This window comes from Helicobacter muridarum, assembly GCF_000765805.2.
GTDB lineage: Bacteria > Campylobacterota > Campylobacteria > Campylobacterales > Helicobacteraceae > Helicobacter_A > Helicobacter_A muridarum.
The window spans coordinates 48,182-71,706 of record NZ_JRPD02000002.1; the positions used below are offsets into that span (position 1 = coordinate 48,182).

The window sequence follows — 23,525 nt, forward strand, 5'->3', positions numbered from 1 at the left end:
ACGCATAAAATAACTAAATATGTATCTATGACTCACCTCGCATAATGGATTTAGAGACTATCTAGAATCTGCTTACTATAAATACAATCATAAAGCACCCATTGTATAATATTTTTTCGATTTTGCGTTTATAAAAGTAGTAATATTATTAAGGGCTTATATATTGTATATTTGGTTATTTGATTGAATCTTAGATGTGAGCATAAATTTTTAAATAAATTATTATTTATATTTATATAAGACTTGCTTGCGGATGTATTTTTTTGCAATATAAAAAACATCATATCAAAGTATTTCATTCACTGTATAGCCATGCTTCATCATAGTTTTAAAGATGCTTTCCTTATGCTCTTCACCCTTAATTTCTAGTGCTATTTCCACTATAGCATCTCCATATTGCAGTTTTGTGCTAATTCGTGAGTAATTGATAAATACAATATTTGCATTTTGATTTGTTAATAATTCTGTGAGCTTTTGAAGGCTGCCGGGTTTATCTATTAATATAACTTGAAACTTCATTTTTCTGCTACTTTTTAGTAGTGCCCTCTCTATGATTACATTTAACATTGTTATATCTATGTTGCCTCCGCTAATTACTACGCCTACCTTTTGTGTTGTGTTAAGCTTTAATTTATTGTGTAATATAGCCGCAACACCTGCTGCACCAGCTCCCTCTGTTACTAGCTTTTGAAACTCAAGTAAGAATAATATAGCACTTGCTATCTCGTCATCATCTACTTCTACAATATCATCAACGCCTTTAAGTATGCATTCAAATACAGATTCATTTACATCACGTACCGCGATGCCATCGGCTATTGTCCTTACAGAATCTGAATTATGTGCTTTTTTTGCCTCAAAGCTATTTTTCATTGCATTTGCGCCCTTAGCATTGACACCTATAATCTTTGTTTGTGGATTAAGTGCTTTATAGACGCTTGCAATACCGCTTATTAATCCTCCACCTCCAATTGGCACAATTAGAATATCTAGTGGTTCTTCTTTTATCATCTCAAGTGCTATACTGCCTTGTCCAGCAATTACTTCAATATCAGCAAATGGGTGAATAAATGTTAGATTTTGTTCTTTTGCAAGATTCATGGCATGGCTATATGCTTCGTCATAATTATTTCCTACAAGCACCACTTCAGCACCCATAGATCTAGTTCCCATTATCTTTAGTAGAGGGGTTGCCTCTGGCATAACTATTACTGCTCTTGTTTGAAAATGTTGCGCGCTAAATGCTACTCCTTGCGCATGATTGCCTGCGCTAGCGCAAATTACACCTTGTGATAACACTTGTGTGCCATTTTTTAAATCTTTCTCCTTTAGAACCGCTAGCTTATTAAATGCTCCTCTTATTTTAAATGCTCCTGTTGGTTGAAGATTCTCTTTTTTCAAAAAAACCTCCGTGTTTGCTATCTTACTTAATTTTGGCGCATATGCTAGAGGGTGTTTTGCAATTATGCCTTCTAGTCTTTTTGCAGCTTTTGTGATATAGTCTAGTGGGATTAATTGCATGTATAACCTTTGTAAATTGAAATAAAATCAAGAAGTTATTATATCGCTTAATCTACCCAAATTTAAAAGTTGCTCATTGTGTTATAATCACAAGTTATTTTGTTTTTACATTTGCTTTAAGGATGAATAATGCTAAAAGTGGCAGTTCTTGGCGTTGGAGGCTATGGTGGTAGTGAGATATTGAGAATTTTACATGGACACAAAGATGTAAGTATTACGCATTTTGGTGCTAATACTCAAGCAGGAGTTAATTTAAAACAAAGCCTTGGGCAATTTCGTGATATTTATGATAATGTTATGGAAAAAAGCGATTTATCCCAAATTGCCAAAGACAATGATTGTATTATTGCTGCTACACCTCACGAATTTTTAGCTAGGACTCTAACTAAAGAGATTATTAATGATTGTGTTGTTATTGATTTGTCGGCAGATTTTCGATTGAAGAATCCTAAGAAATACGAAGAATATTATCACTTCACTCATCCAAGCCCTGATTTGCTCCAAATCTCTGCATATGGTTTATGTGAGTTAAACAAAGAAAGCATTAAGAATTCAAATTTAATTGCTAATCCGGGTTGCTATCCTACTTGTAGCACATTTAGCGTTTTGCCATTGCTTATGGCTGGGGTTATAGATAATTCTAGTATTATTATTGATGCAAAAAGTGGGGTTTCTGGAGCGGGTAGAAATACAAAACTAGATAGTAGCTTTTGCGAAGTTCATGAAAATATTAAGGCTTATGGATTATTAAATCATAGGCATATAGCTGAAATAGAACAGAATCTTTGCTCATTTTCTAATAACATAAATGAAATCAATATAACATTCACGCCTCATTTAATTCCTATGAATAGAGGAATTTTAATTACAGCGTATGCCAATCTCTCAAGTAAATATAGTTATATTACACAGGCTGATATAGATTCTATTTATGAGGAATTTTGTGCTGATAAATATTTCATCAGATATTTACGAGATAGCGCGCCTGAAACAAGATGGGTTAGAGGTAGCAACTTTGTAGATATTAGTGCGCGACTAGATGCTCGCAATAAGCGAGTAATCATGATGGGGGCTATTGATAATCTGGTAAAAGGTGCTTCAGGGGCAGCTATACAGAATCTTAATATTAGGTTTGGTTTTAGAGAACAGCAATCTTTAGATGAAATTGCTATTTTCCCTTAATGAATTAGTTTAGCCTAGATTCTAAAAGTGAAATAAAAAGCCTATGACTCCCCCATCATTCTGTTAACTAACCTCTTAATTTTTTCGTCAACTTTCTTATTTGCATTGTATATTTTATTTGCAATGTGTTCACATGTTTCTTGTGAATTTATTGCAACATCTTTTGCTGGGACTTTATAGTATTCTCCATCACTTTTTAACTCATATCTTTGTGAAGTATCTTTTAACTGCAAGTTTAAAATCTGCAATAGTTTATCAGCAATTTTTACTTCTGTTGCGGGAGTTAGAAGCTCTATGCGTCGCTCTAAATTCCTTGGCATAATGTCTGCACTTGAAAAATATATTGGCTCTTTAGCATTCTTGAAGTAGTAGATTCTAGCGTGCTCTAGGTATTTGCCTACGATAGAGTAGACATTAATATTTTCACTTATTTCTTTTATACCCGGCTTCAAACAGCAAATGCCACGAATTATCATATCTATCTTTACACCAGCTTGAGACGCTTTATATAGGGCATTGATTATATCTGTATCAACGCATGCATTAGCTTTTATAATGATTCTGCCTTGCTCTTTTAGCATTGTCTCACCTGAAATTAGCTCTAGAAGTTTTTCCTTGATTTGTGTTGGAGCTGTATAGAGAGATTCTAATTTTGCATGTTTGGAGCTTCCTGTAGAGAGAGAATGAAAGAATTTCACAGCATCTTTAGCAAAGTTTCTATTTGCGCTTAAAAAGCTTATATCTGTATATATTTTTGCGGTTTGAGCATTGTAGTTTCCTGTCCCAAGATGGACATATTCATGCAATTTATCACCTTTTTTACGAATGACTAAAGCTATTTTTGCATGCACCTTTAGATTTGGTATACCATATATTACATGCGCCCCTGCAGATTCCAAAGACTTTGCCCAATGTAAATTATTTTCCTCATCGAATCTAGCTTTTAGCTCTACTAATACTGTTACTTGTTTGTTTTCTGTGGCTTCCATTAGGGCTTTTACAATTGGTGAATTTTTTCCAACTCTATATAATGTCATTCGAATAGATAAAACGTCTGGATCTTTTGCTGCTTGCTGTATGAAGTTAATTATAGAATCAAAGCTTTCATAAGGGTGAAATAATAATACATCGCCTTCATCAATACAATCAAAGATATTTATAGCATCATCTAGTGGAGGTAGAACTTTGGCTACATATTGGTATAATGCTAGATGGGTATATTCTTTTAATCCAATAATCTCCCAAAAAGAATTAAATCCTACAGGCGTTTGATGTTCATATACATCTTCTTTTGAGATTTTTATTTGTGCTTTCACGAATTCTAGTAGTTTTTTATGTTCTGCTTGTTTTTGTGAAATACTTACTTCAAGTCGGACTATTTCACCCTTTTTACGAGATTTTAGCCCCTCACTCATTAACACGATAAAATCATCTGCCTCATCTTCTTCAATTTCCATATCAGCATTCCTTGTAACGCGAAAGGGCATATATGCAATGGTTTCGTATCCTTCAAATAACTCATCTGCGAATTCCCCAACAATGCTCTCTGTAAAAACAAATGAGTTTTTATTTACTCTTACAAATCGTTTTAACACTCGTGGAATTCTTACCATGCCATATTTGATTTCCCTAGTTTCCTTATTTTTTAGCATAACTGCAATGGCAAAGCTAAGGTTATTTAGGTGTGGGAATGGGTGGACAGAATCTACAACAATAGGAACTATAATTTGATATAGGTAATTTGTAAAATATTGATGTATATCTTGTTTGGTTTTTGTGTCTAAGTCTGCAAAATTTCGAAGTATTAACTTTTCTTTTGCTAGAGACTTTTTTATTTCATCATAAAGCATTGATATTTCTTGCTTTTCTCTATTGATATAGCTTCGAATCTCGCTTAGTTGCTCTAGTGGCGTTAGTTTATCAGCCCCACTCTCTCTTGTTCCATTGGCAAATAGTCTTTGTAATCCTGCTACTCGAATCATGTAAAATTCATCAAGATTTGTGCTGTAAATTGCAAGGAATTTTAGCCTCTCTAAAAGTGGTAACTTTGTATTTCTAGCCTCATTTAGCACTCTTGTATTAAATCGAAGCCAGCTTAACTCTCTATTAAAATAATGCCCATTTTGATATGCTTCGTTTAATACATTTGATGTTTTCTCTTTTTGCATGTTTTGTTCCTTGTTACTATTAAACTTTGTATAATTTTACATTATTTCGACTTATCGAACTATTCTAAAACTTATAGCTTTGATTTAATCAATCACATTTAAGTATAATGTGAAGAATTTTGAATAAATAGGATTCATTATGCTAAATGAAATACTTCCAATATTTTATAAGCTAACTACAATTCCGCATGGCAGTGGTGATACGGCTCAAATGCAGTCATTTATAGAATCATTTGCTAAGAAGCATGGTTATGCGTTTAAGCATGATAAAGCTAGAAATCTCTTGGTATATAAGGAGGATAAAAAGCCTTTCATATGCTTACAAAGCCATTATGATATGGTTTGTGTTGGAGTGGCTATGAATAAATCTCCGCTTACATTGATTAGCAATAAAACTATCGATAATGGTATAGAGAAAACTTGGCTAAAGGCTCAAGATTCAAGTCTTGGTGCTGATAATGGTATGGGTATAGCAATTATGATGTATTTCATGACGCAAGGAGCAAATATTGAATTTCTATTTACCAATGATGAAGAAATTGGTATGATAGGAGCAAAAAATCTTGAAATACCAATACAATCTAAGATATTAATCAATCTTGATTCTGAAGTGTTGGGCGAAATTACGGTTGGTTGTGCTGGTGGATTTGACTTCTCTTTTACAAGTGATTTTGAGACACAAGAAATAAATCCAGATTATTATTATTATGTATTACAAACATGTGGTTTTGCTGGAGGACATAGCGGGCTAGACATCAATAACACAAAGCCAGAATATCAAAATGCAATTTTATCTAGTACTGATTTTTTATATGAGATTGTACAATCTTATAAACAAACAGAATCTAATATTGCTAATGCTCAAGAATTTTATATTATTAATTGGGAAGGAGGAGAGAAGCGAAATTCAATTCCTATTAACTCTAAGATTATCTTAGCTACATCAAAGCAATTAGATTTAGGGTTATTAAATGATAAATGTCCGCAGTTTTTTGGTGTGCAAGAGCTTGAAGAATATAGGAGCAATGATAAGCTTCATTCTGTTAATGATACATTTCTAGATACCTTATACGCAGTTCCATTTGAGACTTTATATAGTGTAATTAAGAGTCTTAATATTGGTGTATTAGAATCCAAAGGAGAGTATGTTCAGAATTCTTTAAGTTTGTCTCATATATTTTTTGCAAATGGGCATCTTAAATTATCTTTTATGGGTAGGGCTAATACAAAAGCACTTTTGGATTCTAATTTAGAGAATCTAAAGATAACTCTTGCTCAATCCTATAAAAATCAGATTCCAAATAGTGCTACATTTAAAATGAGTGAATACTATGTCCCTTGGGAGAAGCAAGAATCTAGCCTACTTGAATCTAGGGAATGTAATGATTCTAAGGAAATAATTGATTCTATGTTACATAGCATGCAAACAAATCTAGCTAGTATGGGAATAAAGCCTAAAGTAGTTGAACTACATGCTGGGCTTGAATGTGGTGTGTTGCTTGCTTGCTTGCAGGAGATGGGGTTAAAGGATATTGTGGCGTTAAGCATTGGTCCTACTATTAATTCACCACATTCGTTAAATGAATGTGTTTGGATAGAAAGTGTTGAGGTTATACTCTTAATACTAAGGGACTTTATATCTAAGTATAAATAAGATTTATAATATGAATCAACTCTATTTTATCTCTGGTATGGTTCTAGCTTGCCTTAATTCTATACTTCTTTTTACATTAATTATTTTAATTTTTACAGCATGCTCTCCGCTGACTTCTATGAATCACAGCATAAAATCAGAATATATGCCCGACTATAATACTTTTACAAGTCCTATAGCTACACCATATAAAGAGGAGTTGAAAGGCGATAAAGATGGAGCATTAATTATATCTGATGGCACTAGCGCATTGCTTCATAGATTGGCATTTGTGCAAATGGCAAAAACTAGCATTGATATTCAAACCTATATCTATAAAAATGAACTTACATCAAAGCTTTTGCTCTATGAGCTATATAATGCGGCTAATCGAGGCGTTAAGATTCGAATCTTAATTGATGATAATGGCATTTCATCTGATTTCTACGACATTATGAGATTAGATTCTCATGAAAATATTGAGGTTAGAATCTTTAATCCATATTTTTTTCGTTTTGGAATATTTCGTGTGTTTGAGGCATTGTTTGATTTTAGTCGCATTAATAAGCGCATGCACAATAAAATTTTTGTTTTTGATGATACGGCTCTTATTACAGGTGGTAGGAATATTGGCGATGAATATTTTGATAATGCTAAGGTGAATTTTACAGATACAGATTTGTTATTTATTGGAAATATTGCTAAAGATGCTAAGGTGAATTTTGAGAAGTTTTGGAATTACAAGCGCAGCATTCCTGCAAATCTTTTTCCAAGCAAATTTGCTAAGTTAAGATACACAAAAAGAGCACAGAATCCAAAAGAACATGAGAAATTTCATATTGATGATTTTAATAGATTTTTGCAAGATATTGAGGATTTCAAGGCTAGGTATTATAACAAGGAATTTCATATTGCATGGGGAGATGGAATCTTTCTAGCTGATTTGCCACATAAGGTTGATATGGACTATGACATGATTAAGACTCCAATCTTAGATACGCTTGTATATAACCTAAATAAAGCAAGACAATCTATAATCATTACCTCATCATATTTAGTCCCTGGTGCAGCAGCCCTTGATTCTTGGCAGAGATTTATAGAGCGCGGTGTAGATATTGAGATTCTTACTAATTCTCTTGCTGCAATTGATGTAATACCTGTATATTCTCATTGGGAAAAATATCGAGATAAGTTAGTATTAATGGGGGTAAAAGTATATGAATATCCAAATTTAACCAACCAAAAAGCAAAGCTAAAGAATAAATCCAAATTCTACAATATTCAAAAAAGTAAAGTTAGTTTGCATTCTAAGAGCATGATAATTGATGAGAGCATAATAGCAGTTGGAAGTTTTAATCTTGATTATAGATCAGCTCTGTTAAATACAGAGAGTATTGTATTTTTTAAGAGCACGGAGCTAGCAAAAGAGCTTAAACAGATTACACAAACCCAAATGTCAGAATCCTATGCTATTGTGTGCAATTTAGATAAAAATAAATGTCATTGGGAGCTAAAAGTTAATTTAGATTCTAATAATACTTTAGAATCTAATTCAAATAATTCATTTGGTGCTAGACACGTGCAGAAATTCTATAGTCCACCAAATACAAGTTTGTTTCTTAGAATTTATAAGACATTAGCAAAGATAATGCCCGAAAAGTTATTATAGTAATATATTTGCTTTATTTCAAATTATTATTGTAAGATTTTTCTTATTTTTTTTTAAATATTTTATATTGTTGTTTTAGCAAAAAGTCAGAGTCATTAATATGATAAGAAATATTACTAAATCCTTAGAATTATGAAAATAATCTATAATATAAAATTAGTTTATAATTGTTTTTAATAAAACCTATGAATGAACTAACTTTGTTTAAGCCTCTCTAATTTTGCTTCTAGCACCTCGAAATCCGACTTTAGTTCCTCTATTTTTTGCATTTTTGCGACACTGCCAGCTAGATAGTTAGATGGAATTTGTATATCTAACAGTTCATTGGTATAGATAATGTTTTCTCCACTTTTTTTGTAAATTTCTGATAGATGTTCAAAACCCTTTATTGAGAAGAAATAACAATATAGTCCAATTGCTTCATTTTTGCTTTTTAGCCTTAAGGTTAATATTCCAGCATTTGCTACAGCTATAAAGTTGCTTACATTTTCGCCTAGAATGGTCATCTTAGGCATTATTCCGCGAAGTGATAGCAATATATCATAGGGTTGTAAGCGATATTTGTAAATCTTTTGCGTATCTCCACTAGTCTTTTTATTTTGGAAATGTGCACTAAATCCACATGGGGAAAAATCTGCAATCCCAATGTCATAATACTCAATATTACTATCTTTATTGCTACCATAAACCCTCTGACCTCTAAATACCTTTATTCCTATATCACCAAGTCGCAATGAATCTACATCTCTTTGTGAATTAGAGAGATAATAGCTAGCGCGCAAATCGTTGATTTTTATCTCTTCTATGCTAGTTAACTTAGAGTATTGTGTCTCTCTTTTATTTTTAAAAAGTTCTGATATCTCTTGGATTCTTACTAATTGATTATATTTGCCATCTTTAATAAAAAAATGCGGATTATTAGCATTAATATGAAATATGTTTTTATTGTTATGCGATATGATTAATATTGAAAAGTCGTGAGATTGATGTGGAAAAATATTTTTTGGCAGTTCTATAACTGCTTCTAACATCTGGTCTTGGACTAATCGCTCTCTTAACTTCTCTTCTAAAAAGCTTTTTTGTAGAGTTTGATTTCTTACAATGAAAACTCCGCGATGCTTTAGATGAGATAAGGCATGGGTTAAGAATGCTAGCTCTGGATAGTTTTTTGCTAGCATGCCTGTTTTACTAAATCTTTCATCTTCTTTTAATTGTTCTATGCCCATGTGAATATATAGTGGAGGGTTACATATTACTTTATCAAATACTCTTAACTTGTCTTGATCCTTAAAAAGCGGCTTGCGCAATATATCATTTACAAATAGTTTATACTCTTTAATGCCGCTAAAACGTGCAATAAGTTTTGCTATGTTTGAAAGCTTTGAATCTAACTCTTCTCCATATAGTGTTATGTATGGATTTTTGCTTCCAATGGATAAGAAAATGCTGCCAATACCATAGCATGGATTATAGACGCATTCCCCATTATGTAATTCTAGGAGCATTATAAGGAGTTCGTTTACTTCTTTGGGCGTGGAATAATAATATAGCTTATTTGTAGTTCTTTTTTGTGATATGATGTGTAGAAATTGTTCTATATCAGATATTTCAATACGACTTGAGTATATAACTTTTAGCACTTTTAGGATATTTAATGTTTTGCTGATTGGAATATATAGTTCATCACCTATTTGCTCACGCAATTCAAATTCAAATTCTTCTTTTATAGGTTTTCTCTTATGTGCTTTTATAATTAACTCGGAGATATTTTCTTGTTTCTCCTTATGAAATACAAACAGCTCAAGCATGATGTTTACTACATCTAATATATCAGAATGATATTGTTTAATATAATCAAAACAATCAAGTAATTTTTTCACAAAAATCCCCAAGTGTTAGTAGCATTACAGAAGCTTCTGTAAGTTTAAAGTTTGCTAATTTTTCGAATATATTATATCTCAAATTTTTATGTAAGAAATTCACTATTATTGAAGTAGGAGGGATTCAGCTAATATTAGCACTTCATCAGGCGTTATGAGTTTCATGCAATTATGGTGAGAGAGTGGGCATACTCTCTTTTTGCATGGCATACAGGGGAGATTTTTTTTTAAAACAATACTAGAATCAATGCTTATTGTTTCTGTGTTTGATTCTATTTCAAGTTTTAAAACTTGATGTTTTTTGCTTGTGGATAAGTTGTTTGTAATGTTTTTGTTGCAGTTTGTGTATTTGTTCTTTGTATTTGGCATGAATTGTTCTTGGTAATATTTGGGATTCCAAGGTGCACACCAAGATAGTGGCATAGGACCAAAGAATATAATACTAGGTATTTCTAGAGCTTTAACAATATGCATAGTGCCACTATCATTACCAATATATAAAGAGCATTGTTTTAGTGAATAAATTAAATTTTGAATTGTGGTTTTTCCTGTTAGATTTTGTAATCTATTATGATGTTTTTTGTGTAATATATTTAGTATTCTATTCTCTATGTGTTTATTATATTCTTCTTCGCTTTTTGTGCCATAGATTCTAACTATATATCCCTTATTGATTAAAGTCATGGATATTTCACTAAAATATTCTGGAAGCCACATTTTTGATTTTCCATAGCTAGCGCCAGGGCTTATAGCAATAATTGGCACATCAGACATTTTTCTTTGTTCTTTAATCTCTTGGTTTGGTATATATAACTTACCAATTTGTGAGAAAAGCTTATTTTGTAGATTACTTGCGTTAGGATTAGCTATATAGTTAATCTTGTCTAGGTTTATCTCTTCAAAGAATGAAGCAGGTAAAATGGGCAAAATAAGATTAGCATAGTTTAAAACTTGGTGATTACAAGCAGGTGGGCGTCCGCTTTTAAACTTAATAAGATGCGTAAGAATAAATTTGCGCACACCAAATACATTTCTATCTCCATAGCCTATTTTCATGCCCACTTTAATTTTTGAGAGCAACATTGCAGAGAAAAGATTATTTTGTGCAGTCAATGCACAATCAAGTTTTAGATTTGATTGTTCTAGGTAAGTATTAATGCTAGTAGCTAGTGCATTTATAGAATCAATCCTTTTTATAACGTTAATGGCTTTTTTACTATCATCTATAAATATTTTCATTATATATTCATTTTCACAAAAAAGACCTGTGCTTATATCATTCCCTACTAAAATACATTTCATATTGGGATATACTTTATTTATTAATCTAATAGTTGGCATAAACATAACTGTATCACCTAGCCAATTAGGGAGTCTTATGAGAATATTCATTTGCAACCTTATTAATAAGCTATGATTCTATAATCTGCCCATAATTAATAAATTTTGTATTTTATATAGAATTGAATATCTAATTAGCTAATAACTTAGTAAAAATAATAGCAGACTTTAGCTTAATATAGCTTACATTAATATAGTGGGTCTATTCAAACTTTTGTATTTTAATTCTAAGTTAAGTTTTTTCATTTTTCTTAAATTGGACAATAATAAACAAAAATTTTCAGCATTATTAAATATTTAATGTGATTTTTAGCAGAATCAAATCTAACATTAATAAGAATGAATAATGTTACTATTAAATTGCTAATATGGCATTTATATTACTATAAGTTACATTTGAAAATTTCAAAACACAATTACATGATAGCTAACTAAGCAAGTAAGTAATTTTTATAGTAAAGTTTAAAATTCAAAGCCAGAGAGAGTGCTTTAGAGATTTAATATAAGGAAATAATGTATGGAAAAGATGGCAACTAGACAAAATGCTGTCATAAATCACCCCCAAACTTCTGATAGCAAAAGAGTAACACTGAATTACACCCAAAACCCACAGGGAGACAATCTAGAATTCACTACTAAGAAAGGATTATTTCGCAAGATTAAGGCAAGGTTAGAATCTTTATCTAAGTTACCATATTTGCGTAAAGATAAGAATAAAGAGGAGTTAAGTGAGGTCTTATTAAAAAAAGGAGTGCAAAGACGTGATTTCATGAAATGGGCAGCAGTTATTACTACATCGCTAGGACTTCCAGCATCTTTTGCGCCGCTTACAGCTAGGGCTGCAGAACTTGCTGGTAGAGTGCCTATTATATGGCTACATATGGCGGAATGTACAGGCTGCAGTGAGAGCCTTCTTAGGTCTGAAGATCCGGGTATTGATTCGATAATATTTGACTATGTGAGTATGGAATATCATGAAACTATCATGGCGGCATCTGGCTATCAAGCAGAAAAGAGCCTAGAGGATGCAGTAAAGACATATAGCGGACGATATATTATGATGGTTGAAGGTGGGATTCCAAAAAATACAGAATACTTCCTAACTGTTGGTGCACATGGTAGGACTGGTGCAGAGGAATGTAGGCATGTCGCCGAACATGCTGCGGCAATATTTGCTATTGGGACTTGCTCTAGCTTTGGTGGGGTCCAAGCAGCTGCACCAAATCCTACAAATGCCCAACCTCTAACAGAGATTATTTCAAAGAGAGTTATAAATATACCTGGTTGTCCTCCAAGTGAAAAAAATATTGTAGGCGCATTGATACATTATATACTTTTCCAAGAGTTACCCGCAGTAGATGCATTTAATAGACCAAAATGGGCATATGGGCATAGAATTCATGACCTCTGTGAAAGACGTGGACATTTTGATGCTGGGGAGTTTGTTCAAAGTTTTGGTGATGAGAATGCAACAAAAGGATTTTGCCTCTACAAAGTTGGATGTAAAGGTCCATATACATTTAATAACTGTTCTAAATTACGTTTTAATTCCCATACAAACTGGCCAATTGGCGCAGGGCATGGTTGTATTGGTTGTAGTGAGCCTAATTTCTGGGATACTATGAGTCCATTTGAAGTGCCTCTTGGCAATCGCTATCAAACTGCGTTTAGTGGTGCTGGAGCAGATAGGACTGCAGATACAGTTGGCATTGTTTTGCTTGGTGTTACTGCCATTGGAATTGCAGCGCATGCGGCACTCTCTGGCGTAATAAAACCCAAATAGAACTATTAATTTTTTGAATCAAATTTTACATTAGCCCATTATTGAAGGAAATAATTATGTCAAAAAGAATTGTTGTAGATCCTATTACTCGTATAGAAGGACATTTGAGGATTGAGGTTGTTGTTGATGATAACAATGTAATAACTGATGCTTTTTCTAGTTCAACATTATGGAGAGGATTAGAGACTATTATCAAGGGAAGAGATCCAAGAGATGCTGGATTTATTGCTGGTAGAATATGTGGCGTTTGCACTTATTCGCATTATAAGGCTGGAATTACTGCTGCTGAAAATGCTCTTGGCATTGAGATTCCATATAATGCTAAATTAGTGCGAACACTTATGAATCTAGCTTTATTTTTCCATGACCATATTGTTCATTTTTATACTTTGCACGGACTTGATTGGTGCGATATTATAAGCGCGTTAAGTGCCAATCCTGCAAAGGCTTCAAAGCTTGCTTTTGAATATACAGATAATCCTATTGCAACAGGTGAAGATGAGCTTAAGATGGTGCAACAACGTGTGAAGGACTTTGCTAGTAAAGGCTCTCTTGGTCCATTTGCTAATGGATATTGGGGACATAGTACATACCATTTTAGTCCAGAACAGAACTTAATTGTTTTATCTCATTATCTTAAACTTCTTGAGGTTCAAAGAGAGGCAGCCAAAATGATGGCAATCTTTGGCGCAAAGCAACCGCACCCACAAAGTTTAACCGTTGGTGGCGTTACATCAATTATGGATATACTAGATCCAACTAGATTGGCAGAATATAAGTTTAAATTTGAAACTGTGGCAGATTTTATTAATAGAGCATACTATCCAGATTTGATTATGGCTGGTATGGCTTATTCTAAAGAGCATAGTGTTTTAGTTGGTTGTAATCTTAAAAATTTCTTAAGTTTTCAAGAGATTCAAGTTGCACATGATGAATATTTACTTAGCAGCGGATATGTGCTTGATGGCGATATTAGTAAGGTAGATGATGTTAATCTTGATTTGATAGCAGAGGAGGTAACCAATTCTTGGTATAAATATGAAGGCAAGCATAGCGATGGAACTCCTATAAAACCAACAGATTTATTACACCCATATGATGGGCAGACAACACCAAACTATATTGGAATGCAAGATGGTATGAGTATTGGACCAAGCGGTAAGGAAGAAAAAACCAAACTTCTTAAAACAGATTCTAAATATTCATGGATAAAATCCCCTAGATATGATGGTAAGCCGATGGAAGTTGGACCTTTAGCTTCTATAGTAGTAGGACTTGCAAGAAAGAATCCGCATATACAAGAGGTAGCAGAAGACTTTTTGAAAAGGACTGGATTAACAACAGCACATCTATTTAGCACATTAGGTAGAACCGCGGCTAGAGGATTAGAAGCTAAAGTATTAGGTGATTATGGTCTAAAGGCATTTGATGAATTAGTTAAAAATCTCAAGGTAGATACAACAACTTGTGCTCCATATGTGATTGATAAAAATAAAGAATATAAGGGATATTATATAGGAAATGTACCAAGAGGAATGCTTAGCCATTGGATGCGTATATCTGATGGAAAGGTGTCAAATTATCAAGCAGTAGTCCCATCTACTTGGAATGCAGGACCAAGAGATTCCAAAGGACAAAAAGGTCCTTATGAGATGAGCTTAATTGGGACTAAGATAGCTAGCCTTACGCAGCCTTTAGAGATTATTAGACATATTCATTCATTTGATCCATGCATTGCATGCTCAGTTCATGTAATGGATATAAGTGGTAATGAGCTTGGTCAGTATAAAGTAGACCCTTCATTCGCCAAATTCTAGGGGTTAGGTTTATCCTTAGGATTTAAGATAGTCATAGATTCTATATAAATAGAATTTGTTCACATATAGTTTACATTATTTAAAGGAGCTAGTATGGTTTCTACAGGAGACAATAAGGCTATTAAAAAAGAGCTAGAACAGCACTTAGAGTTTGGTGGCGCAACTAGATTTTTACATTGGGTACGTGCCTTTATGATTATATTCTTAATTGCAAGTGGATTTTATATTGCCTATCCTTTTTTGCAACCTAATGCCAATAGTGAGCCTACTGGTTTTTTACAAGCATATAGTCGAGCATTTCATTGTATTGCTGGTTTTGTGTTGATTTGTGCATCAATTTTTAGGTTGTATTTGTTTTTCTTTGCTAGATCAAGCAATCCAGAGAGAGTTTCAATCTTGCAAGTCTTTAATCCGATAGTATGGTTTAAAACAATAGGCGCATATCTCTTTATAGCTCGTCATCCTCATATTAAAGGAGCATATAATCCTTTGCAATTCTGCACATACTTAATGCTTAGTGTTTTAACTTTAGTTATTTGCATTACAGGAGTATCTTTATATAGCAATGTTTATCATAGTGGTTTAGGTGCTTTTTCTGCAGCTTGGTTTGGTTGGGTTGAAGTTGTATGTGGAGGATTAGCAAATGTAAGGGCTATTCATCATATTGTTACATGGGTATTTATTATATTTATACCTGTTCATATCTATCTTGTTATTTGGAATTCTGTGAGATATCCAAATGGCGGAGCAGATGTTATGATTAGCGGTATTCGTTATGTAGATAAAATACGTGTATAGCCCAATAAATAGAGTGTAAAGTGAAGTTACTTGTGCTTGGAATAGGTAATATTCTGTTTGGTGATGAAGGGATTGGTGTGCATCTATGTAATTATCTTAAGGTGAATTATGAATTTAGTTCTGATTCTGATCCAAATAACAAAATAGAGTTTGTTGATGGTGGAACACTTGCAAATGCTTTAATCCCACTCATTGTGGAATATGATAATGTGCTTATTCTTGATTGTGTAAATGTGAATAATGCCAAGATAGGGGAAGTATATAGTTTTCCATTTGATAATGTTCCAAACTTTATTACTTGGGCTGGTAGTGCGCATGAGGTTGAAATGCTTCAAACTCTTCGTTTAACTAAACTCATGGGAGATTTACCCTATGTCCATATTATAGGTATAATACCTGAAGTAATTGGCGAAGATACTGCTTTTACTCTAAGCTTAGAATTATTAGAAGGTGCAAAAATTATGGAAAATGAGGCTATATCATATATTACATCGCTTGGTTTTGGTGTAAAAAAAATAGCTCAAACTAACTTACAAGAAATTGCAAATAATTCTTACAAGGGTTTTTAGGATATTTCAAATCTAAATTTTATTAACTTATTTATTGATTTAAGGCTTTTGTATTGAAAGAAGAAGTAATTTTTATCAAAAATCAAGAGTATGATATACTCCAGTCCCAAGATTCTAAATCCCAAGAAATAGAGTCAAGAATTTTGGCTTGTATAATGGCATTCCATTATACAGATTCGCTAAGTTCTAAAGCTCTTATTGACTTATTAAAGAATCTATCTTGCAATTTTTTGTTTTGCGCTATAAAGCAACATCAAAACAGTGAAAAAGATAATGTAAATAATCAGAATCATAATGATGACAAAAATTTCCAAGATATACAAATAACAAAAAATCAAGATTCTGTAGTTCAAGATAACTGTATTTGCCTACGATATGAGACACAAGATATTCCAAATCATATTAATTCTTATTCAAATCTTTTTCGCATTTTTATATATGCCAATTCAAACTTAATTTTAGAATTTTGCGACATGCTGTCAAACGAGCTACCATTATCCCTAAATTTTACTTTTAGCTCCTTTGAGGAAATTAATGATAGAGATCTTCAAGTTATTGATATTAGCAAATGGAAAAGCTTTGATATATTACATTCCTCCCTTATAGATAACAAAGATAATATATATAAAAAAAGTTTGATTCCAACAGTTAAAAACCTAGCTCAAATTATAGATTCAAATGATGCCAATTTTCATCAAATAAGCCCCTTTGTCACATTGCTTGATTGTAATATAGACTCTTTCAATAAGCTCTATAATATAGATGATTTTTCTCTTGTTTCATGTCAAGAGATTCTAATTGAATCGCTAGCTAATGAATTGCTAACTAAACAAGAGATTATTTTGCAATGTAATGATTTGTATTACATGTTGGGTATAAATCCAATGAACAATGATGGTAACTCCTATGTTATATTTGTTGATTTGTATAATGCTACAAGCTATTTGCGTTTAAATGACGCACAAAAAAAAGCCCTAGCTAGCATAGAAAAGCCTTTTATCATGGCAAATTGCAAGGAAGTTTTTGCTAGGAGTTTAGGCGGAGATAGATCTGATAGAATATTTGCTGGTTTACCTAGTGATTGTTTGTTATTATTATTGCTTAATTTATTGCAATCTAAACATGGCATGGATTATATTTTCTTTTCATTAGTTAGATTAGATATCAATATGCCAAAGCCTCTTGTTTGCTACAAGGAGAATCTAATAATAAATAGTGATAAAGCTCTAGGTTATATTGTTGTAAATAGTCCTCCTTATTATTTACCCTATAAGCGATATGGTGATAGTATATTTGAATTAGTCAATGCTAACCCACTAAATGCAGGACAAGGCAAAAAGAGATTAATCGTATGTCTATCCCAAACAAATCCGAGTGCTTTTTGGATTGAAAGCGTGGCTGGAGAGAGATTTCAACAAATTTTAGATATTAACTTGTCTCTTAATCTTGCGGAACATATTAAAAACTTATATGGCTATAAGAATGGAGATAGATTATTGCATAATTTTGCTAAGAGTAATGCTGGCTTAGTGCAAACATGGGGATTAGATTCAGAATTATTAGAACTCATTATGCAGGGCAATTCTAAAGATTTAAATGCTAGTGCAAATTCTTTAGAATCTAATCTAATAAGAGATTCTGAACATTCTTCTCATTCATTAAAATCCAATAATCTAATTGATATATTTGCGCTTATAGAGCAGATGTTGCAACTTGATATAAGCCTTATTGAATATGCCAGTAAATGTGTAAGAGATAGAGGACCTCGTATTGATTATAAGCTAATTCGTGTAGGAGATTCTATAATATTAGATTATCCGCGTATATTGCGAAGCATGCTAAGCTTTCATTTAGCAGGAGTTGAAAAAGAATTGCTTTGCTATGGTGCTGTAGAATCTCTAGCAGAGTTTATAGGAACATTAGCGGGTGATATGCTTGTAAATTATGGTATTGATGAAATTTTTATTTGTGGAGATTTGCTTTTGTGGCAATGTTTCCTAGATAAGATTGTTTATGCTATTCCAAAAAATATTTCTTTATGCCTACCTAATCAATTAGGTATAGATTATAATGCATTACCTCTAAATACAAACTAAATCTATCTTGTTGATATTAGTTTACTCTTTGCGTCTCGTTATGAAAGCGTATAAATAGTTATGGAGGGTTAGCATGTATATATTAGGCATTGATCCAGGAAGCAGAAATTGCGGATATGGAATTATCCAAATTCAAAATTTTAAACCATTCTTGGTTGATGCGGGTATTATCAAAATACAAACTAGGGATTTACAATCTCAAATAGTGGAATTTGTTGAGGGTATCGACTTAATTTTAAAATCCTGTGCAATTAATCAAGTTGCAATGGAGGATATATTTTATGCTTATAATCCAAAGACAGTAATTAAGTTAGCGCAATTTCGTGGTGCAATTAGTCTTAAGATTCTCCAAGATATTGGGAATTTCGCGGAATATACACCCTTGCAAGTTAAAAAATCTCTAACAGGCAATGGCAAAGCTGATAAGAGCCAAGTTGCATATATGGTAAAAACCTTACTCAATATTTCAGTTGATATAAAACCTCTAGATGTGAGTGATGCTCTAGCTGTAGCCCTAACACATGCACAGAGCATGAGGTATGGGGCTATATATAGTAGATAATATTAAGGACATATATCACTAAACTAGCTAATCATAGATTTAGCAAAGGATTGATTTCTTACTATACCTTAGCTTACTTTTCTTCTGTTGTGTCTTAGCCCTTTCTTTCCTTGTGATTTAAGAATCTTTGGGTGAAGTTCTTAGAATTTTAGAATTTATATTTGATTCTCTTAGATGTTTCGGCTATGCCTTATATATTCTGTAAGTAACATGACAGAGAGGTTGGACACAACAGAATAAATACTCAATACGATAAGAAAATACATCGACAATAATATGACACATATTCATTTATTCATTGAAATTAGCTATATGAATTTATTTGATATGGATTTTAATATAAGCTTATTCCTGTTTCAAGCATTATAGTAAAGTTGTTATTTGCGGGATATTGTATCCCATTTGTAATCTCAAAAGCTTTGTTTATATAATAGATTCCTTTTAGTTTTGCATAAAGATATGCCTTATTCCCTCTTTGAAATTGTCTATTTGTATAGTATATCATGCTAAAAGAGGCTTCGATTCTATGTGAATTATTATTTGTTGAAGTTATGTCAATGCGACTTAGTTCATAGCCTCTCAATACACTATAAGCATATCCAGCGGAGTATTCTATACCAATTTTATCATCTAGCATATAGCGATGATAGATATTACCACCTAAAAATAGAGTGGACATTATAAACTTTTCTGAATTTGCATTAGTAATATATGCTTCTATTGGCATAGAAAAAGAGATAACCAAAGGATATTTGAAACTCCCTAGATTAAGCCCAATATTTGGTGTAGTTATTATAAGAAAGTTTTTATTATTACCTATTCCAAATGCTCCTTCAATAGCAAGAGATAGCCTTGCTGCATAATATCTTGTATCTAATGGGATATATGCGCCTATATTGTTTAAATCTCTAGTAGGAGTAGAAAAAAAGCTATAATATAAACCTATCCCAAGCTTTGCTTCAATGCAATAAATATCATTACATTGATAAGCTGAGGCTCCGTTATATAAGGCTAGCAATGATAGTATAATCTTGCGTAGCATATTTGTATGCTAGGGAAGTGGGTATTTGAAGTTAAATTTTATGGTTGCATGCCTATTTTTCAATATATAACGATTGAATCCCCAAATTACAAGATTTCCTAAAAGTGGCAACCAAAACTCACCCTTAGTTTCCATCATCTCCTCATTTGAAAGTATATATACATCTACTTTCTCATCTCCAAATAAAAACTTATAATCTGCTTGTTGTAATTCATTATTTGCTATTTGGTTGGCGTTAAGGGAAGCAATATTTAGACTAGCTAAAGCAATTAAAATAATACAAAATTTTAAAATTTTCATAATATATCCTTTATGCTAATACTAATTAATTAGTATTAAAGCCTTAAAATTACTAATTAATTATACCTAAAGAAGCTTAAGTCAATCTTAATATATAATATTTGTTAATGGCGGCTTGTTATCAATATTAGGTGCTTTAAGTGGCGGTAGCATGTCATGAGTGCTTGTATCGTAGCTTTCAAATCGACTATTAAGATGTGAGGCGATACCAAATTCAAATAAAATAGCAAAGCTATTATTTGCAGGATAATTTATTGCCTTTGAATTAACAATGATTATATCTGAAGCATTGACATTTCGATAGATTCCTTTTAGTTGTATATAAAAGTCTAGTTTCCTATCTATTTCAAATTGACTTAAATTAGACATATCTTGCCTTAAAAGCATTCCAATGCTAGCTTCAATCCTATGTCCACCGTTTAAAAATGATTTATTACTCATGGCATGTATTTCATAAGCACCACCAAAAATATAGCCATATCTTAAACTATATTCTATGTCTATATTTTTGTTTATTGTCTTTAGTCCAGCAACGCTAGTTCCAATAAATGGCATGGATATGCCAAGCTTATGCTCTCTATTTCTCCATGCTAAATCATATCCATCGCTACCGACAGTTAGCAAGAGTAAAATAGGAGTTTTTAATGAGCCCAGATTAGTGCCAATAGAGAAATCAACACCAATAAAACCACCATAATTTTTTACTAATAAATTATTATTAAATACATTAGAGCTACCAATACCAAGATTTATATTTGTATCAAAGGCAGCCCACTTCCAATATTTTCCAGCGTATATTGATAAATACCCTCCTGTGTTATTGTATTCCGCTTTGCTGCCATTATCATAATTGAATTTAAAATTACTATGAAATGCTCCTAACCCTACTCTAATATCGCTACATGAAGTTTCTTTACAACGGTAGGCATGTGCATCATTTAGGAGAATAGTAGAAAAAATAGCTGAAAATATTAGTGATTTATATCTTTGTGCCATTGTATTTTTCTAAAACTTTGTATTGTTTTGATAGTAGAAATCTGGTTTTTTGCTACAACTACCACCTATGCAAGACATCGCCCAGCCAATCCCTGCTACACCTATCGCAGTTAGTAATCCCAAAACTCACCCTTAGTTTCCATCATCTCCTCATTTGAAGCATATATACATCTACTTTCTCATCTCCAAATAAAAACTTATAATCTGCTTGTTGTAATTCATTATTTGCTATTTGGTTGGCGTTAAGGGAAGCAATATTGAGACTAGCTAAAGCAATTAAAATAATACAAAATTTTAAAACTTTCATTATATATCCTTAGTAATAGATTTTAATAACATTAAAATCTATAATTAATCTAAGTGTTATTACTCATTATAGTTTAAGATAATTTAAACTATACTTAATTAAAATTTAGATTCCACGTTAGTTATAGCACTTCTTTAATGCTTTGATTTATATCTATTATTTGATAGTATTTGTCTTTGCTATCTGTGCTTTTAGCTTCCATATTAGAATTATTTTTGCTTGAATCTTTATTTGAATAATCTTTTTCTTCTAAGTCTTTTTTGGAAATTTTTGACATGTAATTATTAAGATTACCAATATAGCTAGAGATTGAGCCTCTGCCATTTAGCTGTGTGTCTGCTTTTTGGTATGCTGCTTTGGCACTCTCAAGAGATCTTTCAATCTTTTCCATGCTTTCTTTGAAGCCATCAAATTTTTTGATAAGTTTCAGGCACTCATCAAGTATTTTTTCTGTGTTTTTATCTCTTGCTTCATTTTTCCATAGATAATCAATAAGTCGCAATATAACCATTAATGTGGTTGGAGCGGAGATAACAATTCCTTTTTGGTAGGCTTCTATAAATATTTTCATATCTTCTCTTAGAATCTCATTGTAAGCCCCCTCGCTTGGTAGAAACATAATAACAAAATCTAGCCTATTTCCTTTTGTGTGGTCTTGGTAGGATTTTGTAGAAAGATTCTTGATATGGGATTTAATACTATCTAGGTGAGATTTTAAATAACGCTCTTTTTCTGTTGAATTATCCGCATTGCTATACTCAATATACGCACTAAGGCTAACTTTAGAATCCACCACAACAAGCCGATTGTTTGGCAAATGTATAATAGCATCTGGTCTTAAGTTTTGCTGATTATCATCTTTTATTGTAGCTTGCAAATAGTATTCTCTATCCTTTTCTAACCCACTATTTTCCAAAATCCTCTCTAAAACTACTTCGCCCCATTGTCCTTGTTTTTTAGAATCTCCTTTCATAATGTTGGCTAGATTATTTGCTTCTTTTGAAACTATATCATTTGCTTCTTTTAGTAACCTAATTTCTGTTATTAAGCTTGTTTGTTTTTCTTGATTCTCTTTTGTATTTTGTGCTATTTCATTCTTGAATCTCAAGATTTCTTCAGTCAATGGTTTTAGGCTTAAAGCCTGTTTTTCTTGGAATTGATTGCCTCGTTGCTCAAGCAATGAGTCGCTAATCTCATAGAATCTTTGCATCATTAAAGCCTCTTGCTTTTCACGCTCTATTGCTAATGTACCTTTTAACTCTTCTTGCTGGATTTGATATTGAGCATTTAGCTTTTCTTCTTGTTCTTTTAATGCTTTGCTTAACCTTTCTTGGAGCTCTATTTTATGAGATTCTTGAAGTTCTTGTATTTGTTTTGAGTTGTAAATATATGATTCTTGCAAGGCATTATCTTTATCTTTCAGTTTATATTCATATTCTTGCTTTAGTGATTCTATATTGTGCATAAATTCTTCATGTAGTCTTTGATTGTCAGCTTGGGCTAGATTTAGCATGTCTATATTGTGCTGTTCTCTTAGTTTTAGTTCTTGGATAAGCAAGTTTGCGTTATATTGCTTGGACATTGAATCTTCTTGTATATCCCTTAAATTTCTTTTGAGATTAGCAATATTATTTTTCTGCAATACATATAATATTGCCAAAATAATAACAACACCTAGCATAGCATAAGTAGTGATTGTAGGTTGATCAAGTAATATTTCCATAAAAATCTCCTGATAATCTTTAAATTTAAGTATATTAGCATTAAGGGCACGATAAATGCTTAGCACCTCAGTATAGCATTTCAATGAAATTTTTTTTGTCGATTTGCTTATGTCTATTTATTTAGACTAAATAAATGA

18 protein-coding genes are annotated in these 23,525 nt (G+C 32.2%); 9 read left to right on the top strand and 9 right to left on the bottom strand.

Going from position 1 to position 23,525, the window contains the following annotated elements:
* Window positions 1-285 precede the first annotated feature (285 nt).
* On the bottom strand, window positions 286-1,521 hold the full coding sequence (ilvA, locus tag LS73_RS01215; RefSeq protein WP_034559097.1) for a threonine ammonia-lyase: 1,236 nt from the start codon (window positions 1,519-1,521) through the stop codon (window positions 286-288).
* A 126-nt stretch (window positions 1,522-1,647) separates the two neighbouring features.
* Between ilvA and argC the strand changes: the two genes are divergently transcribed.
* The gene (gene argC / locus LS73_RS01220; protein WP_233708865.1) at window positions 1,648-2,703 is read left to right on the top strand and encodes an N-acetyl-gamma-glutamyl-phosphate reductase; all 1,056 of its coding nucleotides are present in this window, start codon (window positions 1,648-1,650) and stop codon (window positions 2,701-2,703) included.
* A gap of 41 nt (window positions 2,704-2,744) precedes the next feature.
* On the opposite strand, the gene LS73_RS01225 is transcribed toward argC, so the two are convergent.
* Window positions 2,745-4,871 (bottom strand): RNA degradosome polyphosphate kinase, encoded by a 2,127-nt coding sequence (locus LS73_RS01225; RefSeq protein ID WP_034559093.1) that lies wholly within the window; start codon window positions 4,869-4,871, stop codon window positions 2,745-2,747.
* A 139-nt stretch (window positions 4,872-5,010) separates the two neighbouring features.
* On the opposite strand from LS73_RS01225, the gene LS73_RS01230 reads away from it, so the two are divergent.
* Together LS73_RS01230 and LS73_RS01235 are read left to right on the top strand one after the other, a co-directional pair.
* Complete coding sequence (locus LS73_RS01230) at window positions 5,011-6,525, top strand: M28 family peptidase (RefSeq protein ID WP_034559091.1); 1,515 nt, start codon at window positions 5,011-5,013, stop codon at window positions 6,523-6,525.
* A 10-nt stretch (window positions 6,526-6,535) separates the two neighbouring features.
* Window positions 6,536-8,173 (top strand): phospholipase D family protein, encoded by a 1,638-nt coding sequence (locus LS73_RS01235; protein ID WP_034559090.1) that lies wholly within the window; start codon window positions 6,536-6,538, stop codon window positions 8,171-8,173.
* Between the two features lie 194 nt (window positions 8,174-8,367).
* On the opposite strand, the gene LS73_RS01240 is transcribed toward LS73_RS01235, so the two are convergent.
* Window positions 8,368-10,053: an N-6 DNA methylase gene (locus LS73_RS01240; RefSeq protein WP_034559089.1), complete on the bottom strand. Its 1,686-nt coding sequence runs from the start codon at window positions 10,051-10,053 to the stop codon at window positions 8,368-8,370.
* 105 nt (window positions 10,054-10,158) lie between these two features.
* Window positions 10,159-11,445, bottom strand: coding sequence for a glycosyltransferase family 9 protein (locus LS73_RS10100; protein WP_052089887.1), 1,287 nt, complete (start codon window positions 11,443-11,445; stop codon window positions 10,159-10,161).
* A gap of 466 nt (window positions 11,446-11,911) precedes the next feature.
* On the opposite strand from LS73_RS10100, the gene LS73_RS01250 reads away from it, so the two are divergent.
* The 6 genes from LS73_RS01250 to ruvC all read left to right on the top strand — a co-directional run bounded on the left by LS73_RS01250 (window position 11,912) and on the right by ruvC (window position 19,019).
* On the top strand, window positions 11,912-13,177 hold the full coding sequence (locus LS73_RS01250; RefSeq protein WP_034559086.1) for a hydrogenase small subunit: 1,266 nt from the start codon (window positions 11,912-11,914) through the stop codon (window positions 13,175-13,177).
* Between the two features lie 56 nt (window positions 13,178-13,233).
* Window positions 13,234-14,994 (top strand): nickel-dependent hydrogenase large subunit, encoded by a 1,761-nt coding sequence (locus LS73_RS01255; RefSeq protein WP_034559085.1) that lies wholly within the window; start codon window positions 13,234-13,236, stop codon window positions 14,992-14,994.
* A gap of 93 nt (window positions 14,995-15,087) precedes the next feature.
* The gene (gene cybH / locus LS73_RS01260; RefSeq protein WP_034559082.1) at window positions 15,088-15,792 is read left to right on the top strand and encodes a Ni/Fe-hydrogenase, b-type cytochrome subunit; all 705 of its coding nucleotides are present in this window, start codon (window positions 15,088-15,090) and stop codon (window positions 15,790-15,792) included.
* Window positions 15,793-15,812: 20 nt separating this feature from the next.
* Complete coding sequence (locus LS73_RS01265) at window positions 15,813-16,361, top strand: HyaD/HybD family hydrogenase maturation endopeptidase (RefSeq protein WP_034559078.1); 549 nt, start codon at window positions 15,813-15,815, stop codon at window positions 16,359-16,361.
* A 53-nt stretch (window positions 16,362-16,414) separates the two neighbouring features.
* On the top strand, window positions 16,415-18,457 hold the full coding sequence (locus tag LS73_RS01270; protein ID WP_034559076.1) for a hypothetical protein: 2,043 nt from the start codon (window positions 16,415-16,417) through the stop codon (window positions 18,455-18,457).
* Window positions 18,458-18,530: 73 nt separating this feature from the next.
* Window positions 18,531-19,019 carry a crossover junction endodeoxyribonuclease RuvC gene (gene ruvC / locus LS73_RS01275; RefSeq protein ID WP_034559074.1) on the top strand — a complete coding sequence of 163 codons (489 nt, stop codon included), beginning with the start codon at window positions 18,531-18,533 and terminating at the stop codon, window positions 19,017-19,019.
* 334 nt (window positions 19,020-19,353) lie between these two features.
* Here ruvC and LS73_RS01280 read toward each other — a convergent pair whose 3' ends face one another.
* The 5 genes from LS73_RS01280 to LS73_RS01295 form a co-directional block, all read right to left on the bottom strand.
* Complete coding sequence (locus LS73_RS01280; protein ID WP_034559070.1) at window positions 19,354-20,061, bottom strand: hypothetical protein; 708 nt, start codon at window positions 20,059-20,061, stop codon at window positions 19,354-19,356.
* 9 nt (window positions 20,062-20,070) lie between these two features.
* A complete protein-coding gene (locus LS73_RS01285; protein WP_104692104.1) occupies window positions 20,071-20,361 on the bottom strand; it encodes a hypothetical protein in 291 nt (96 codons plus the stop codon).
* Between the two features lie 87 nt (window positions 20,362-20,448).
* The gene (locus LS73_RS01290) at window positions 20,449-21,357 is read right to left on the bottom strand and encodes a hypothetical protein (RefSeq protein ID WP_104692105.1); all 909 of its coding nucleotides are present in this window, start codon (window positions 21,355-21,357) and stop codon (window positions 20,449-20,451) included.
* A 142-nt stretch (window positions 21,358-21,499) separates the two neighbouring features.
* Window positions 21,500-21,664 carry a hypothetical protein gene (locus LS73_RS09790; RefSeq protein WP_158654955.1) on the bottom strand — a complete coding sequence of 55 codons (165 nt, stop codon included), beginning with the start codon at window positions 21,662-21,664 and terminating at the stop codon, window positions 21,500-21,502.
* Window positions 21,665-21,785: 121 nt separating this feature from the next.
* Window positions 21,786-23,387 carry a DNA recombination protein RmuC gene (locus LS73_RS01295; protein WP_052089882.1) on the bottom strand — a complete coding sequence of 534 codons (1,602 nt, stop codon included), beginning with the start codon at window positions 23,385-23,387 and terminating at the stop codon, window positions 21,786-21,788.
* Window positions 23,388-23,525 lie beyond the last annotated feature (138 nt).